We start from the raw sequence: 16,412 nt of genomic DNA, 5'->3' as shown, positions 1-16,412 counted from the left end.
GATCGAAGTTTGACCGGAAAGATCGGCAGGGTCACAGGCACCGTCGCGCCTGGAACCATTGGCGAAGTCATGCTTCCCTTCCATGGTGGGACCAGCGCCTTCTTCGCCTACCCATTTGACAAGACGAGTGTCTTTACCGTGGGCGAGAAAGTTCTGGTGATCTACTTCGAACCGCCGCAATCGGTCTACGTGGACGAACTGCCGGACGTCCTGCAGGAATAGCCGCCCTCGCGCGGCACGCCCTTACAACTGTGGCCCGTAGATGAACTCCTTGGCATGGTTGACCGCCTTCTTGAACGCGTCGTTCCGGAGTGTCACCTGCTCTCGACTCGCTCCCCCGCTGGGTTCCAGGAACGTGGTGGGTCCAGGCCGCAGCATCCAAATATCGCCGGCTGGCGGTAGGTAGAAGACGCCGAAGGATCTGTGCTCGGGGTCGTCGGTCCAGATAGGAACGACCGCCACGGCCGCGCCCGTATCGGGGTTGATCCACTGGGCACGGGGCATGGGCTGCTCATGGACCTCGGGATCGAGGAACGGCGCGGTCCCCCTCCCCCAGCGTTTCTCGAACCGTTCGTAGAAGGCCGGGATGATGTGGCCGTCGTAGGGACGCCATGCGCTCATGAATGTCTCCTTGGAAGTCGGGTGCTTCGGGGCAGGGGCTCCCATCGGGCCGGGCCAAACGACAGCGGTCCCTGCCCCGAGGTGGGACCGGGCGTAGCTTCCGGCGATCGATGGACTCGGACCTTCACAGGCGTCCCACGATCACCGGATGGAGCACTGGAGCGCCGCTCACGGTCGTATGCCGCCCGCTTTCCTGGGTCCGACAAAACGACGTACGCCTGCATGATGGCGTGCAGTTCCTGAACGTCGCTCGCTGAGGGGGTGCCGCCGTCGTCGGCTGCTTGGCGCGTGTCCGGGTGGTGGGTGCGCAGCAGCGCCCGGTAGGCGCGTGCGATCTCGCGCGGGGTGGCATCGGGCGTCACGTGCAGGGTGGCGTAGTGGTCTGGCTGGGTGTTCACTGCTGGTTCCGGGTGGGATGCGGTGGATGGGAGATGGCCCCCGGCCGAAGCCGAGGGCCATCCGATCGGGAGGCGACGTCAGGGGCCGCGTTTTCCTCTGCGCGTCAAGCGCTGTGGCGTGGCGCGAAGCCTGCGCCCATTTTCCGATGCTGCGGCCGATCCGAAGCTCCCGTCCTGCGCTCCGCTGAGGGCCACCCCCGGGCGAGCCCTCAGCGGAGAGGGTGGATTACGCGTTAATTTCTTGTCGTTGCTCGTTGGACGTGATTTCGATGCGCCGGGGCTTGGCCTTCTCGGCGACGGGGATGCGGAGTGTCAGCACACCTGCGTCGTAGCTGGCCTTGACGCCGTCGGTGTCCAGGGTGTCGCCCAGGATCAGTTGGCGGCTGAAAACGCCTTGGGGGCGTTCGGCGGCGATCAGTTCGGTGTTCTCGCCCGCTGGCGACTTCCGTTCTGCCTTAACGGTCAGGACGTTGCGCTCGACGTCGAGGTCCACCGATTCAGGATTCACACCAGGCAGATCGAAAGCGACCACAAACTCTTCGCCTTCCTGCCAGGCGTCCATCGGCATGCCGGCGGGGCGTGCTGTTGTGCCAAAAACCTGTTGGGCGAGCCTGTCGAATTCGCGGAACGGGTCAGTGCGCATCAGCATTTTGTTCTCACTCCTTAGATCTTGATGCTGACTTTTCTGTTGGTCCAGCCTTCCAGATCTGTGTTGGCTGGTATAGATTTTTTATAGCACTGGTGAGAGAGTGGTGCAAGTAGGTTTTCGGAAGAATTTTGGAGAGGTTTCGGATGGGTGCTACGGACAGTTCATCTGGAGGGCACGACGGCGGATTGGGTGCCGCCGCGTCCGACGGCGGGTCGGGTTCTACCGGCGACCGGGACGCGCTCGGCGTCTACGCGATCTCCGTTGCAGCTGAGCTCGTGGGCACCGGCCAGCAAAACCTTCGGCTGTACGAACGTAAAGGGCTACTCACCCCCGAGAGGACCGACGGCGGCACCCGCCGCTACAGCGAACGGAACCTGGCGACCCTGCGCCGGATCGGGGTGTTGCTGGATGAGGGGCTGAACCTGGCCGGCGTGAAGCTGGTGTTGGAACTGGAGGCCGAGAACCAAGGGTTGACGGAGGACAACCGGGGGCTGGCCCAGGACAACGAAGGGCTGCGGGAGGACAACCGGGGGCTGCGGAGGGATTTGAAAAGAGCGCGAGGTAAAGCAGGCTGACTTCAAGACGGTTAGTCCCGCTCAATATGCGGGGCAGTCGGGTTTTGGAAGCTGAGAACAACTCCAGAGCTTCCGGGGGCGGGCTCACAGCAGCCTTCGCCTCATCCCCAGCATCCTCAATTCGCACAAGGGCACCCTCAATATGCACAGGGCCCAGGCGTACCGCCGTACACTAATCAGGTTCCGCGACCTAATACGAGTATCAGTCGACTACGTCACTGCCGATGGAAACACGGTTGACGGCACCAAAACTTTCGCCGTGGCACCCGAGTCAATCGACAGCATGAGTACGCTCTACAAGGGGGCCACAGCAACCGGCAATAAAGCCTTCGAGGTTCCTGGTGCGACTGCTGGACAAGGCGTCCTCGCGGTCCGTGCTGGAATGCTCGGCGACAAAGTATTCGTAGCGACCAAATAGACGAGGCAACGGCAAAACCCCCGACCGCAGGGACCGCACTTGGAGAATGGACTGCACGTCGACTCTCAGCAGTGAAGTTCACTTCAGCGGGGGTTTTGCCGTTTTTTACTTTAGAGAATTGCGGTCATGCCGTTCCAGCCCTGGCCAATGACACTTCCAATGGGCCATTTGGCACCGCCGCTGCCGGAGAAGAGCCACAATGCGCCGAACGAATCGCGAGCCATGATGTCCGCCTTTCGATCGCCGCTGAAGTCACCCGTTGCGAAGAGCGCTGTCATGCCATTCCATCCCTGGCCGTACTGCACTTGTGGCAACCAGCCGCCGGCACCGTTTCCTGGGTAGAGCCAGAGCCGCCCACCGGAATCCCGTGCCATAACGTCGGAGGCACCGTCGGTATTAAAATCGCCCACGCCCACGATGTCCGTCATGGAAGACCAGCCAGAACCGATCTGGACCCTGGTCAGCCAGCCGCCCTTGCCATTTCCTGGGTACAACCACAAGACGCCGCTACCGTCCCGTGCCGCAACGTCCAGGTTGCCGTCGCCGTTGAAATCTCCTGCAGAGGTGATTGCGGTCATGCCGCTCCAACCCACGCCGATCTGCACACGTGGCAACCAACCTGCAGAGCCGTTCCCGCCATAGAGCCACAGCACGCCGGACGAGTCGCGGGCAAGCACATCTGAATAGCCGTCACCGTTGAAATCGCCAGGAGTAACCATGGACGTCATAACGTTCCACCCTTGGCCAACTTGGCGCCTGTCGAGCCAACCGCCAGCACCATCCCCCGGGTAGAGCCACAGGACGCCGGAGCCGTCACGCGCCAAAACGTCTGCATTCCGATCGTTGTTGAAATCGTTCTTCACGGGTCTGGGATCAGCGGACTGAACAACCGTCACCGAAGCACTTCCCTGATTCGCCACGTAGGTTGCGCCCGTGTACTCGTGAACCGCAACAGCTACAGGTCGAACTCCGGTTCGAACTACTGACGAGGTGTTGGATGAGTCGATGACGGAGACACCCCCACGGCTCAAGGGGGCATATGTCCTGTGGCGCGTGGAATCGACGGCCAATGCGGTGGGCTCGCTCGGGATGCTAATCTGGGCGATCTTCTGCCTCAGTGCCGGATCGACCAACACAATCGACGAACTGCCACCAGCATTCAGGGACTCGACGTAAACAATACCGGTCCAAGAATCCACAGCAACCTTCCCGAAGGTCTCATCCTGCCGGTACAGAAAGCTTGCATAGGCCGAGTCTTCAACTATTCCCAGATCGCTTTGTGGATGGCCAAGATAACTTCCCGCGAGAGTTTGGAAAACCTCGTTGGTCCGGGTGTTGACGGCATGATCAATCGCATCGCCCCCGCCCAACACATAAACGTTCTTGAAGTTCGTCTGTCCGTCAATGACCGTGAGAACGCCACCGTTGGTTGGGACGAACACCCTGTTTCGCGATGAGTCGACGACCACTCCGCCAGGAACGGACCCGTAGTAGGGGATGTCCACCGCCGAATGGCCCGTCCACGGATCAATAACAGTGATTCCATTGCCGTAGGCTACGTACACCTTTCGAGTGTCCTTATTGACGGCAATCTTGCGGGGGTTGGGCCCTGATTTTACGCGGCCCGCAATTGAGGCACCGTTCATAATCACTACCGACCCGTTGGCGCCAGCTTGGCCGTCAACACTGACGTAGGCTGTGCTGCTGCCGAAAGTGGCAACCCCCTGCGCCGGGCCGCCCACGTCTACCGTCGTGACTTTTCTTGTTTTTGCCTCGATCACTGACACCCCGCTGTCAGTAGCGACATAAACGTCTCCGTTGTCGGCCACCGCTAGGTCGTGAGGGGACTTCCCAACCGGTATGTCGAACGAGGTCGAGTCAGCTTCAGCGGGCGCGCCAGCCAACAGCGAAAGGCCCAGTGAGGCAATGACAGCGAGCGCAAACGTGGTGCGCTTAGCTCGGAACTTTCCGGCACCAGGAACGGCGGATTTAAACGCGACAGAACCCAAGGAGACCCCCAGAGAAGTGAGACGCGACTGTCGCGCCGATGAGCGGAGTCTACAGCGTGTGACCTGAACTACAGAATTGCCGTCATTCCGTTCCATCCCGTACCCACGCGGGAAGGCGAAGGCCACGCCAGTCCCCCGCTGCCCGCGTACAGCCACAGCTCGCCCGCGGCGTTCCGGGCCAGGATGTCACCACGTCCATCACCGTCGAAGTCACCCGGACCAGCCAGCGAGTTCATGACGTTCCAGCCCTGGCCGATTGCCCGCTGCGGCAGCCAGCCACCTGAGCCGTTGCCTGGGTAAAGCCAGAGCACGCCGGAAGAGTCACGGGCAGCAATATCGGGCGTGCCGTCGCTATTGAAGTCGCCGACGCCGGTTATCTCAGACATACCGTTCCACCCGGTGCCCACCTGGATGGCAGACAGCCAACCGCCAGAGCCGTTGCCCCGGTACACCCACAAAACGCCTGAGGCGGTACGGGCAGCGATATCCACGAAGGTGTCGCCGTTGAAGTCACCGACGGATTCGATCGCGGTCATTCCAGCCCAGCCTGTGCCCACCTGCACCCGGGGCAGCCAGCCACTCGATCCGTTGCCCGGGTAGAGCCACAGCAGCCCTCCGCCGTCACGGGCAAGGACGTCGGCGTTGCCGTCGCCATTGAAGTCGCCGGGAGCAACCAGAGCTGTCATCACGTTCCAGCCCTGCCCTACGTGCACCCGAGTCAGCCACCCGCCTGATCCGTCGCCGGGATAGAGCCACAAGACGCCGGAAGCTTCGCGAGCCAAGACGTCAGTGAACCCATCGCCGTTGAAATCATTCTTGACGGGCCGCTCCACGGTCCCATCGATGATCCGCACAGAGGCGGTGCCGTAGCTCACGATGTAAGCCCTGTTAGTGGAGGTGTTGACGGCAGCGGAGACCGGTTCACTGCCTGTGAAAACGGCGTAGCTGCTGTTGCTCTGGCCATCGATGATGACTGTGCCACCACCGCCTGTGGGAACGTAAACCTTATTGCTCGCGGGGTTCACTTCGATCTCACTCACACGCGTGGCGGTGCCAATGGTGGTGACCTCCGTAAAGGACGCGCCATCGATAATTTTGATGAAACCGTCCACGGAATCGCTGTCGGCCGCTACGTAGACCTTATTGGACGCCGTGTTGACGGCCAGAATCCCCACCACCCTGGAGGAGTCGATTGTGCCCGTGGTCTTGTCACTCACACCATCCACCACGTTGATGCTGGCGCCGTATCTGCCTAGCGTTGTGTAGTAGATCTTGTTGGTTACCGGATTGACGGCGATGGCCAGGATGCCACCAGCGCCGATAAGGACTTCACCAACGACAGTGCCGCCGGCGTTCAGTACCCGTATGGATCCGCCGGATTTAACGTAGACCTTGTCGGTCACAGGATTTACCACAATGTCCTGGGCACCGCTGAAGAGCGCCACAGAAGTAGTCGTGTTCGTAGCCCCATCAATGATCGTGACACCCGTTTTCACAGCCACGTAGATCTTGTTGTTTGTCTCGTTCACCGCCACGACGCCTGGCTCTGCCCCCACGGGAACCCATGTCACGGCACCGGAAACCCCATTTACAACGGCAACCGACCCGCCGATCTCGCTGACGTAGATCTTGTTCGTCGCCGAGTTCACGGCAACGTCCACGGGCATGTCTCCCGAGTACAGGAGGCCCCCCTCGGACGTTCCGTTGATGACCGAAACACCCTCGAACGAGGCGACGTACGCCTTGTTCGTCACAGGGTTCACGGCGATGGCACCAGGTTTGTCGCCTACGGGAACGATGTCCGTGACCGCATCAGCTACGGCCGGCGGAAGAGGCGAACCAAAGGTTCCCACCAACAGCGCCAGCCCCAATCCGACGGCGACACTACCAGCCGCTGTCCGGCGCCGCCGTCGTACGCCAACCCGCCGTCGTACTCCAAGCGCGCGCGAATTATCCCCAGTAGCAAACATGGCAAGACCCCCAGAAGTCATGACGCCCCAGCGCGTCGGTGAAGCAGAGTCTACGCGCGCCCCAGGGCAAACAGGAGAACCACCTGTTAACCAACTCTTCCTCCACAGGCCACCCGATCGAACCCGCACCGCCAACCGCCCCGACCACCGTTGAAGGCGTGAGGATCGCAATCGTCGCCGAATCATTCCTGCCACTGATGAATGGGGTAACCCACTCGATACTGCGGGTGCTGGAGCATCTGCAGGAGCGCGGGGATGAGGTGATGGTGATCGCGCCGTCGACGTCGGACACTGATGTTTCGAGCGTCGAGAAGGGTGCGTATGTGCACCGGCTTCCCTCGGTGCCGCTGGCCGGCTACACGAATGTGCGGGTTGCGTTGGGTGGTGTGAATCGGGTCAAGCGAATCCTTGCCGATTTCTCCCCCGATGTTGTTCATCTCGCCTCCCCGTTCGTCCTCGGCTGGCGCGCCGTGCAGGCCGCCCACCAACTCGGCATCCCGACCGTGGCGATCTACCAAACCGAGGTCCCCAGCTACGCCGCCCGCTACGGCGTGCCGTTCCTGGAGAACTGGGCATGGAACCGTGTGGACAACATCCACCTTCTGGCAACCCGAACCCTTGTGCCCTCCACGTTCGCGCTGAACCAGTTGCGCGGTCGCGGCATCCTGCGCGTGGACATGTGGCGTCGCGGTGTGGATACCGCGCGCTTCAATCCCGCAAAACGCTCGACGGCGTGGCGCAGCGAAGTAGCGCCCGACGGTCACCGCATCATCGGCTACGTCGGCCGGCTCGCCGTGGAGAAACAGGTTGAGGACCTCGCCGTGCTCGCTGATCTGCCGAACACGAAGCTGGTGATCGTGGGCGATGGCCCGCAGCGCACCTCCCTTGAAGCTGCGCTGCCGGGCGCTGTATTTACGGGCTTCCTTGGCGGGGACGCCCTGGCCGAAGCTGTTGCTTCCTTTGACCTGTTCGTCCATCCGGGCGAGTTCGAAACCTTCTGCCAAACCATCCAGGAAGCCATGGCGTCGGGCGTTCCCGTGGTGGCTACCGGCCGCGGCGGCCCCTTGGACCTCGTGGAAAACTCCCGCACCGGCTGGCTCTACGAACCAGGGAACCTCGCCCAGTTGCGCAGTTACGCGCTGGACCTAACGGGCGACGACGCCAAGCGCCGTGCGTTCGCAACGGCAGCAACCGCCTCGGTCCAAGGCAGGACGTGGCCGGTGCTCAGCGCCGACCTGGTCCGCCATTACAACGAAGTCATCGCCTCTTTCTCCCGGGAAAACGGCCCCACCGAATTGACCTCAAGCAAAGGACCCACCTCATGAAGATTTCCGTGATCGGCTGCGGCTACCTCGGCGCAGTCCACGCAGCAACGCTCGCTTCGATGGGCCACACCGTGGTGGGTATCGACGTCGACTCCTCCAAAGTCGAACAGCTCAACAAAGCACTGGCCCCCTTCCACGAACCCGGCCTGGACGAACTCCTGCGCGATGGCCGCACCACCGGCCGGCTCGAGTTCACCACGGACTTCTCCCTGGCCGCGGATGCCCAGGTTCACTTCCTCTGTGTAGGCACGCCGCAGTCCAAGACCTCGGATACCGCGGACCTGTCCTACCTGATGGGCGCCACGAAGAGCCTCCTGCCGCACCTGGCCAAGGGGGCCGCCGTCGTCGGTAAATCGACGGTGCCGGTAGGCACGGTGGAGAAGCTGCGCGAGCTGCTGGCACGACGCTCCGACGTACTGCTCGGCTGGAACCCCGAGTTCCTGCGCCAAGGCACTGCAGTCAAGGATTCGCTGGTTCCCGATCGGCTGGTCTACGGCGTCCCGGGTGGCAAGGATGCCGCGGCCGGGGCTCCAGTCACCGCCGTGCTCGACGCCGTCTACGAGCCACTGATCAGCGCAGGCATCCCGCGCTTGGTCTGCAACTTCGCGACCGCGGAGCTGATCAAGTCCGCGTCGAACGCGTTCCTGGCTACGAAGGTCAGCTTCATTAACGCGATGGCCGAGCTCTGCGACGCGTCGGGCGCCGACGTCAGCGAACTCAGCGAGGCGATGGGCCTGGACCCCCGCATCGGCAACCGGTACCTGCACGCCGGGCTAGGCTTCGGCGGTGGCTGCCTGCCCAAGGACATCCGGTCCTTCCGGGCACAGGCGCGTGAGCTTTCGGTGCCCTCGGTGGACGAGTGGATGGCGTTGGTTGATTCGGTCAACCTCGATCAGCGCTCCCGTGCCGTGGAGATCGCCCGCGAAATGTGCCGCGGGTTCCTGTCCGGCCGCACCGTGACTATCCTCGGCGCAGCCTTCAAGCCCGACACCGACGACATCCGCGACTCCCCCGCCCTGGACGTCGCCCAGCAACTCGCCTCCGCCGGCGCGCACGTCACCGTCACCGACCCCAAAGCCATCAACAACGCCTGGATCCGCTACCCGCAGATCCGCTTCGAAGCCTCCACCAAACGTGCCCTCGAAGGCGCCGAACTCGTGCTGCTGCTGACGGAATGGGACGAATACGTCTCGCTGTCACCCGTTGCTGTCGGCTCGCTGGTACGACGCCGGATGGTGCTGGACGCTCGCAACGTACTGGACGCTGAGGCTTGGCGGAGCGCCGGGTGGACGGTCCGCGGGTTGGGGACGGGTGCGGGTGTGAGTGTCGGTGCGGAGCGTGGGGCTGCGACGCCTGTCGCCACGCGACGGAAGCACGCGCGGGCTTAGAGCAAGGCTTGTGCGGAACGGCTGGTCCGTAACTTTCGCTCCATGCAAAGTCATAGATAACTTCCTCTCCCTTTGCTGTTCAGCCGGTGTTATGGTCGCAACACGCGCCATCGCATCGGCGCATCTAAAAGGGGGCATTACATTGAAAAAGGGTGCTATTCGCACGTCCAAAAATAGGCATTTCCGGCGCAAGTCTTCCTTGGCTCAAGGCAGTAAATCGCTCGCGCTGATCGCCTTAGGCTCTGTCGTTGTCCTGCTGTCGGCCTGCGGACAGGGGTCCACAACCACCGCCAGCTCGGTGAGCACGTCCAAGTCCTCGCCGTCGTCGACGCCGACACCAACTCCGAGCAAGGTCGCCGGAACGTCCTGTACAACAGAGAAGGCTACGCAGGTCGGCGCCGGTGACACCTATGTCTGTGGCATGGATCAATCCGGGAAATTGGTGTGGTTGGACTCAGCAACCGCACGGAAACTTTCGGATCAGCGCGCTGCCGAAGCCGCAGCTAAGGCTGCAGCGGATAAGGCCGCGGCCGATAAAGCAGCTGCTGATAAGGCCGCGGCCGACAAAGTCGCTGCGGACAAGGCAGCAGCGGACAAGGCGGCTGCAGAGCAGGCCGCAGCTGCTCAAGCTGCGGCAGCTAAAGCGGCTGCTGATAAGGCAGCAGCCGCGGTAGTTCCAAAGGCCCAAGCCCCCGCACCACAGGCACAAAATGGCTGCGATCCGAACTACAGCGGCTGCGTTCCTATAGCTTCCGATGTTGACTGCGCCGGTGGAAAGGGCAATGGTCCCGCATACGTTCGGGGTCCGGTGACCGTCATTGGCTCGGATATCTACAAGCTCGACTCGGACGGCGACGGAATCGGCTGCGAAAAGTAGCTTCTTCTGTGGGGCGGTCGTGGCGTGAAGTGCCGTGGTCGCCCCACACTGCTATCAGCGTCGGCGCTTCGACGCCTCACCTCCGGATAGCAACCTGGGTTCGTCCGGCTGAGTGTTGTCGACAACCCTGGTTGCGCGCGTCCACGGTTCCGCGGCCTCGAAGTAGAGACGCTGGCCGCCGACATACCGGCGCATGGACGGGTGTTCGGGGTCAGGGTTGCCGCCGTCCCGCACGGACATACGTCGTGCTGTTTCGCTGAACGGGACATCGAGGAAGATCGAGTAGTCCCACTGGCCCATCAGCTCCTCCCTGTGAAGGAACATCCCCTCGACCAGCACCAAAGATTCCTCCGGCGCTTGCCGTAGTGGTAACTCAAGTCTCTGGTTCTGACGGGCATCCGTGACGGCCGGGCGATACTTTCCGTCCCCGCTCCTTCGCAGCGGAGTCAGAACGTTGTCCTGGAAGGCCGCGTAGTCGTAGGTGTCCAGCCAGAACCCTTCGGGCGATGCCCGTCCGCGCCGATGCCGGACTTCCTGCAGGTTGAGGAAATCGTCGAGGTGAATGGTCACGACCGGGCGGTCCCGAATCGATGCTGCGAGGCTAGCGGTAAACGTCGTTTTCCCACTTCCGTCGGCGCCATCAATGCCAATCAGGCGGCGGCCCTCACCGAGTTCCACAATTTCTCTCGCCAGGAACTGCAAGAGTTCCGCTCTGCCAGCCAGTAGGCTCTCCCCAATCATCGGACCATCGTGGCACAGGATGACCTCATCCCCCAGCACCTAGGGCCGCCGAATCTCCACTCATCTTGGGCCATAAACCACACAAATCGGGCGTGCTCAGCACCTAGTTTCCCCCTCCCAACACCTAGTCCCGAAATCCGGTCATAGTCTCTTCTTGTGCCTCTGGGGCGGGATCCCGGTGTCCGGCGGGAAACCCCACCCGCCCCGGCGTCGGAGGCATACCGGCACGGCTCCACCCGATTACCCCCAGGTGGAGTCGTGCCCAGCCCGCCGAAGCCGCGACCAACTTCGGTGTTTGGGCGCGAGTTCCTAATATCACTAACGGCTCTGAGCGAGGACGCATTGAACTTTAGTAACGTCGAAAGGTTGTCCAAGTCCTTCGGAATCTTCCAAGCACTGAACACCATCCGGAATACTGCCTCATGCTGAGTCACGACTTCTCGCCTGCACTGCGCATTCTGGGCTTAGCAGTCGCAGTATGCTCGGGCCTTTCAACGGTCATACTCGGGCTCAATCCACCGCCCGCCGGCTTGTCAAAGCTCAACCCCAGTATCCTTCTCAGCTCAGTAATGATCGGATTGCTGCTCCTTGCTGTCCTAGGACCATTCGCACTTCACTTCATGAATCCGGACCGGCTCCTTGTACTCAGGGCAGGCATCTTCGCCAGCGCGGGTTTTGCCAATTCTGTAGCTCTGAGCCCGCCCCTTGCCGTGCCGATTCAGGAGATCATAGGCCTTGTCGCTGCGGTCTGCGCCCTAATGGTGGCTGTTCTGAGCCTCTACAAGTACATGGCTAGAGATGCCGAGAGCGCGCAAGAGTTCCCTCCCAACACCTAGTCCCGAAATCCGGTAATGGACGGCTCCACCCCAATTACCCCCAGGTGGAGTCGTGCCCAGCCCGCCGAAGCCGCAGCAACCGAAACACGATGCCCACAACGAACATCAGAACACCGAGCCCCACAGACAGTGGCGGCAGAGTCGCCACCAGGACCACACACGCCACGGCTCCAGCGACCTGCAGGGCCTTCGGGTACCGACGATCCTCAGCCGGCTGGGTGAACGCCGCAATGTTAGCCACCAAGTAGTAGAGCAGCACCCCGAATGAAGAAAATCCGATCGCACCCCGCAGGTCGGCCACCGCAACGATCCCGCAAATAACCACCGCCAGCGTCAGTTCAGCACGGTGGGGCACTTTGTACTTCGGGTGGACGGCGGCGAGCGCGTGCGGCAAGTCGTGCTCGCGAGCCATCGCCAGACTGGTCCTACCGAGCCCGGCGATCAGTGCCAGGAGAGCCCCGAGTGAAGCGACCGCAGCTCCGACCCGGACCACGGGAGCAGCCCACGCAAAGTTTCCCTGTTCGACGGCGGCGGCGAGCGGCGTCGTATTCCCCGCGATTCCGTCGGGACCGAGCGCAGCCAGCAGCGTGACCGCAATGACCGCGTAAATCAGGATCGTGATGCCAAGCGCGATGCTGATGGCCCGTGGGATGGTGCGGCGCGGCTCCCGGACTTCCTCGCCCATCGTTGCAATCCGCGCATACCCGGCGAAGGCAAAGAACAGCAACCCGGCCGACTGCAGAATCCCGTACCAGCCGTGGGCCAGCAGCCCCTCCCCCACCAGGTTGCCAAAGTCAGGCCCTGATCCGCCCCACACCGCACCGACTGCGATGGCCAGCGCAATCAACACAGCAACCACCAGGATCCGGGTCAGGCCTGCTGTGCGGGTTACGCCGTGATAGTTCACAGCCGTCAGGAGTACGACGGCGGCAATCGCCACCGGGCGTTCCCAGCCTTGGGGTGCGGCGTAGGCGGCGAACGTCATAGCCATTGCTGCGGCGCTGGCCGTCTTGCCGATGATGAAACCCCAACCGGCCAGGAACCCGTACCACGGTCCGAGTCGCTCGCGGCCATAGACGTAGGTACCACCCGATGTCGGGTAGGCCGCGGCCAGTTGAGCGGACGATGTGGCGTTGCAGAACGCCACGAAGGCTGCAACTACCAAGCCCACGAGCAGCCCCGAACCTGCAGCAGCCGCAGCGGGGGTGAATGCGGCGAACACGCCGGCACCGATCATGGAGCCGAGGCCGATGAGTGAGGCATCGAAGGTGCCGAGCCTGCGGGCCAAGGCCGGGGAATTGCTCACGGAAACCCTTCACGTGTTGGGAGTCTGAACGCCACAAAAGGTGCGTTACTCCGAGCGTATCCCGGGTCAGCGCGGTGGAAGTGAATTCCCCACGAGCATGAAAAGACTGTTCCGCGACGTTGCACCCGTTTTCCTGAGTGCGTTGGAAATGTGGTTCTCCACCGTTCTGGCGCTGATGCCCAGGTGTTCGCCAATTTCGACATTCGATCGATGTCCCGCCAGTACTGCCACCTCGATCTCCCTCTCGGTGAGCGGCGTAGTCCTGAAGGTGTTGAAGGACAGTTGCTCGTTGGCCGACGGGAACCGAACCGCGAACATCGAGGAGGCCTGGGCAAGAGCGTCAGCTGCAACACTGTCACCTTCGACGACGTGGCGTTTGAGGGCGCCGCGGAGCAGCATCCCTATTTGGTAGGTGTCGGGATCGGGTTCGTAGTGCTTGAGGAGGAGACCCAGCAGCTGGTGGTCCCCTTCAACAACTGCGGCGGCAATGGCCAGGAGGTTGTCGTGGATGGTTATGCCACTCTCCCTGAGGATCTTCTGCAGCAGGTCCAGTACTGGCCGCCCCGGGCACAGGCATGTGCACAGCAACGCCGTCATCATGGCTTCGAGAACGTAGCCGCTCTTCAGTTGGCGCTTGATGAGCTTGGTTGCTTTGCGATCGAACGTTGCGGGTTGGGCGCTGCTGTGGGCTATGAGTTCGTAGGCGCCTTTGCCAATACCGGGAAGCGGGCCGATATCGTGCATGTCTTCCCGCGCTTGTGCGGCGATGGAGAAAGCTGGTGAGACCACGTTGGTTGCGTGCCTCAGCCCGGCAAGCCGCAGCATGGCGTCGTACAGGGAGTCGACCACGAACCCGGGCCGGCCCATGGCGAAGACGCTGCTCATGAGGTACTCGGCCTCTTCGAAGTTGCCGCGGTACAGCAACCCGTGGGCAGCAATGTAGCTGCTGGTGACTACGCCAAACTGATCCAGGTTCCTGCGGGCTTCGGCACGCCACTCCAGAGCGAAGACAAGGGACTCGTCCACCCTTCCCGCGGCGAACATTGCGAACCCTCGGATGAAGGGGCGGAGATGCGGGAAGGCATCCTCATCGCCCTCACCATCCACACACTTGATGGCAGCGTCGGGCCGCAGTCGGTACAGCTCCAGCAGCCCGCACACCAGGTTCCGCATCCCCGGCTGCGAATCGGGATCTTCCGTCAGCTGCTCCCCGTTGCGCTGAATGCGACCATGGGATGCAGTGAGAAAGGCGATGGCATTTGTAACGTCTGACTCATACTCAGGGTTTGTTGCCGCCAAGGCTTGGAGAATTTCGACGGCGGCGCCCGGGCCTCGGCCCGTATGGATAGCGAGCATCGCCTCGGTAATGGTGAGAAACAGCAGGTCTGTCGGCTCGGCGTCGGCGGTTAGTGTTTCCGCACAGACGCGAGTGGCGCGTTGAACGTTCACGGGCGCGCCCCAATAGGTCCGGAGGAGCGCCACCGCGTTCGCCGCCGTCTTGTTGCCCTCCCATCGTTCGAAGCGGGTGCGTTCACGAGCTGCATTGTGGTCATGGAAATGGCGCGCGGTGACGGCGTCGTCGTCGCCCTTTTCGAGGCGGAGCCCGGCGAGCAGCTGGGTGAGGCAATCACTCGTCGAAGAGTTTTCGCCGGCCACCTGGGGAGCGGTCTCGAGGATCCCCGCGATCTTGCTGCGCAGCAGGTGCCGGTCACGGAGCATTTTCTGCCCACGGAAATAGTCGGCGATGACCGGAGGGCTGATAGCGGCGATAGCCCCGCTGTGGTGATCGTTCATGACAGAGAGAAACCCTCGGCGCTCGAGGTTCTCCAGGATTTCGAGGCTGACCACCTTCTGAAGGATGTCGATGCGCGCCGTGCCCAGTATCGCCATGATGTGGAGGGCAGTGAACTCCTCGGCGGTGAGCTCAGACAGCAGCGCTTCCAAGGTTCCCCGGAGGTGTTCGTTCCACAGGGAGCCGCTGGTCATACGCCATTGCTTGTCCTTCAGCACAAGGAGCTCGCTCAGCGAGGCCGTTTCGGCTATCCGGACAATGAGCCGAGGATTTCCCGCGGATTTGGTGAGGATGCTGGCTGTTGCCTCCGCATCCGCGGGCGCGCCGAGAACCTGCGCGATCAGCATGTGGACCTGCTCGTAGTGGAGAGGGTCCAGCTGCAGATGAGCCTCGCGGCCTTGGTTGAGGACAGCGAGTTGGCCCTTTGAAAACGCCCACGTGTCGGGAGCGGTGGCCACCATGGGGCAGTCCGATCGGCGGCGGACGGCTTCCAGGACTGCCAAGGACTCGTTGTCTACGAGGTGGATGTCGTCAGCCACCATCAGGTGCTTCCCCGGTTTCGCCAACTGGGCGGCGAAAACGTCCGCGATATCAAAGACCCCGCTGCGGCCGGGACGCATGTCCAGGCCCAGCCCTTTGATGGCCGAGTACGGGATGCCGCGGTGCGTACGCATTCCACTGATGAAGTGGACAGCGACGCCTGTCTTCTCCAGGTTGGCGATCACGTTATTGACGACGGCGGTCTTGCCGCTTCCGGGGGCGCCGACAACGCGCACTCCTATGCCGCGTGCAACAAAATCGAGGATTCGTTGAACCTCTGAATCGAACACTCGACCTGACCTTCTGTTTCTGTGGACGCCCGACATGCGGCTCACTTCGCAGGCTAGATCGAGGAAACAGGACTAGGTGGCAAAACGGCCTTGCACAGGCCATTTTGGGGGCTTCTAGGTGGCGATTTAGGCAAAACTAGGTGCTCGGCCGCCTCGTCTAGGTGGTGTGAGGCATGTTGCGCAGTGCTCGCGGTGTCCATCAGGATCCCTCCCCCGTGGTGGTTGCTTGGGTTCAACGCTACGGAGGGCCGAGGTCGAATTACATGGGTGTAATTCGCTATGTGGATATGTGTTCGAACGACCACTTGCTTTGTAGTACATATATCCACTCGGGCAGACAAAAAGCCGTACGCCGAGGAGTTGATCGCAGAGTAGTGAGCTGCCACCGCCCGGCACACAGACGGGATGCACCCGACCACCACTGTGTAGTCGCCGGGTCATCGAAGCTCGGGAATCACATGTCGCTCTCACCTTCTTTTATGAAGTTGCGTATGCAGCTCTCTCCGAGCGATACAGCGAGAAACATGAACTAGGTGGTAATTCGTTCTTGCACAGACTGTTTTAGGGCGTTCTAGGTGGCGATTTATCCAAAACTAGGTGGCGGCGCATCTTCCCTAGGTGGTGAAAGCATTGCTACATAGGTGACCGCAGTGAAACAATCCTTGGATTGTTTGTGC

General features: G+C 61.9%; 15 protein-coding genes. 7 read left to right on the top strand and 8 right to left on the bottom strand.

Annotated elements, in window-relative coordinates; genetic code table 11:
- The first annotated feature begins 9 nt into the window (after positions 1-9).
- Positions 10-222: an NfeD C-terminal domain-containing protein gene (locus QRM57_RS06940; protein ID WP_502868625.1), complete on the top strand. Its 213-nt coding sequence runs from the start codon at positions 10-12 to the stop codon at positions 220-222.
- Between the two features lie 21 nt (positions 223-243).
- Here QRM57_RS06940 and QRM57_RS06935 read toward each other — a convergent pair whose 3' ends face one another.
- From QRM57_RS06935 to QRM57_RS06925, 3 genes are all read right to left on the bottom strand, one after another.
- Positions 244-621 (bottom strand): hypothetical protein, encoded by a 378-nt coding sequence (locus tag QRM57_RS06935; RefSeq protein WP_141283126.1) that lies wholly within the window; start codon positions 619-621, stop codon positions 244-246.
- Entirely contained in the window at positions 618-1,019 is a 402-nt protein-coding gene (locus tag QRM57_RS06930; protein WP_284986062.1) for a J domain-containing protein, read from the bottom strand. Before QRM57_RS06930 ends, QRM57_RS06935 begins: the two co-directional genes overlap by 4 nt.
- Positions 1,020-1,245: 226 nt before the next feature.
- On the bottom strand, positions 1,246-1,668 hold the full coding sequence (locus tag QRM57_RS06925; RefSeq protein ID WP_235519155.1) for an Hsp20/alpha crystallin family protein: 423 nt from the start codon (positions 1,666-1,668) through the stop codon (positions 1,246-1,248).
- 143 nt (positions 1,669-1,811) lie between these two features.
- On the opposite strand from QRM57_RS06925, the gene QRM57_RS06920 reads away from it, so the two are divergent.
- Together QRM57_RS06920 and QRM57_RS06915 are read left to right on the top strand one after the other, a co-directional pair.
- Complete coding sequence (locus QRM57_RS06920; RefSeq protein ID WP_284986061.1) at positions 1,812-2,243, top strand: MerR family transcriptional regulator; 432 nt, start codon at positions 1,812-1,814, stop codon at positions 2,241-2,243.
- A gap of 259 nt (positions 2,244-2,502) precedes the next feature.
- Positions 2,503-2,661, top strand: a complete 159-nt coding sequence (locus tag QRM57_RS06915) for a hypothetical protein (protein WP_284986060.1) — start codon at positions 2,503-2,505, stop codon at positions 2,659-2,661.
- A 110-nt stretch (positions 2,662-2,771) separates the two neighbouring features.
- Here the strand turns inward: QRM57_RS06915 and QRM57_RS06910 are convergent, their stop codons facing one another.
- Positions 2,772-4,490, bottom strand: a complete 1,719-nt coding sequence (locus QRM57_RS06910) for an FG-GAP-like repeat-containing protein (RefSeq protein WP_284986059.1) — start codon at positions 4,488-4,490, stop codon at positions 2,772-2,774.
- Between the two features lie 248 nt (positions 4,491-4,738).
- Positions 4,739-6,541, bottom strand: coding sequence for an FG-GAP-like repeat-containing protein (locus QRM57_RS06905; protein WP_284986058.1), 1,803 nt, complete (start codon positions 6,539-6,541; stop codon positions 4,739-4,741).
- A gap of 257 nt (positions 6,542-6,798) precedes the next feature.
- On the opposite strand from QRM57_RS06905, the gene QRM57_RS06900 reads away from it, so the two are divergent.
- The 3 genes from QRM57_RS06900 to QRM57_RS06890 all read left to right on the top strand — a co-directional run bounded on the left by QRM57_RS06900 (position 6,799) and on the right by QRM57_RS06890 (position 10,230).
- Positions 6,799-7,965 carry a glycosyltransferase family 4 protein gene (locus QRM57_RS06900; protein WP_284986057.1) on the top strand — a complete coding sequence of 389 codons (1,167 nt, stop codon included), beginning with the start codon at positions 6,799-6,801 and terminating at the stop codon, positions 7,963-7,965.
- Positions 7,962-9,353, top strand: coding sequence for a UDP-glucose dehydrogenase family protein (locus QRM57_RS06895; protein ID WP_284986056.1), 1,392 nt, complete (start codon positions 7,962-7,964; stop codon positions 9,351-9,353). The genes QRM57_RS06900 and QRM57_RS06895 overlap by 4 nt, the downstream gene beginning before the upstream one ends.
- A 298-nt stretch (positions 9,354-9,651) precedes the next feature.
- Complete coding sequence (locus QRM57_RS06890) at positions 9,652-10,230, top strand: hypothetical protein (RefSeq protein ID WP_284986055.1); 579 nt, start codon at positions 9,652-9,654, stop codon at positions 10,228-10,230.
- A gap of 54 nt (positions 10,231-10,284) precedes the next feature.
- Here QRM57_RS06890 and QRM57_RS06885 read toward each other — a convergent pair whose 3' ends face one another.
- Positions 10,285-10,800, bottom strand: coding sequence for a nucleoside/nucleotide kinase family protein (locus tag QRM57_RS06885; protein WP_284986054.1), 516 nt, complete (start codon positions 10,798-10,800; stop codon positions 10,285-10,287).
- A 593-nt stretch (positions 10,801-11,393) separates the two neighbouring features.
- Between QRM57_RS06885 and QRM57_RS06880 the strand changes: the two genes are divergently transcribed.
- Positions 11,394-11,807: a hypothetical protein gene (locus QRM57_RS06880; protein ID WP_284986053.1), complete on the top strand. Its 414-nt coding sequence runs from the start codon at positions 11,394-11,396 to the stop codon at positions 11,805-11,807.
- 34 nt (positions 11,808-11,841) lie between these two features.
- On the opposite strand, the gene QRM57_RS06875 is transcribed toward QRM57_RS06880, so the two are convergent.
- Both QRM57_RS06875 and QRM57_RS06870 read right to left on the bottom strand, forming a co-directional pair.
- Positions 11,842-13,113 carry an APC family permease gene (locus QRM57_RS06875; protein WP_284986052.1) on the bottom strand — a complete coding sequence of 424 codons (1,272 nt, stop codon included), beginning with the start codon at positions 13,111-13,113 and terminating at the stop codon, positions 11,842-11,844.
- A 66-nt stretch (positions 13,114-13,179) separates the two neighbouring features.
- Positions 13,180-15,735, bottom strand: a complete 2,556-nt coding sequence (locus QRM57_RS06870; RefSeq protein ID WP_284986051.1) for a LuxR C-terminal-related transcriptional regulator — start codon at positions 15,733-15,735, stop codon at positions 13,180-13,182.
- Positions 15,736-16,412: the final 677 nt, after the last annotated feature.

This window comes from Arthrobacter sp. fls2-241-R2A-172 (genome assembly GCF_030208885.1).
Taxonomy (GTDB): Bacteria; Actinomycetota; Actinomycetes; order Actinomycetales; family Micrococcaceae; genus Arthrobacter.
The sequence above is the reverse complement of the archived record's forward strand: the minus strand, read 5'-3'. Positions and strand labels throughout refer to the sequence as shown.

Bases quoted from the DNA above. Each gene is read 5' to 3' on its own strand.
- QRM57_RS06935 (WP_141283126.1), bottom strand. From the start codon at position 621: ATGAGCGCATGGCGTCCCTACGACGGCCACATCATCCCGGCCTTCTAC.
- QRM57_RS06895 (WP_284986056.1), top strand. From the start codon at position 7,962: ATGAAGATTTCCGTGATCGGCTGCGGCTACCTCGGCGCAGTCCACGCA.
- QRM57_RS06925 (WP_235519155.1), bottom strand. From the start codon at position 1,668: ATGCTGATGCGCACTGACCCGTTCCGCGAATTCGACAGGCTCGCCCAA.
- QRM57_RS06920 (WP_284986061.1), top strand. From the start codon at position 1,812: ATGGGTGCTACGGACAGTTCATCTGGAGGGCACGACGGCGGATTGGGT.
- QRM57_RS06880 (WP_284986053.1), top strand. From the start codon at position 11,394: ATGCTGAGTCACGACTTCTCGCCTGCACTGCGCATTCTGGGCTTAGCA.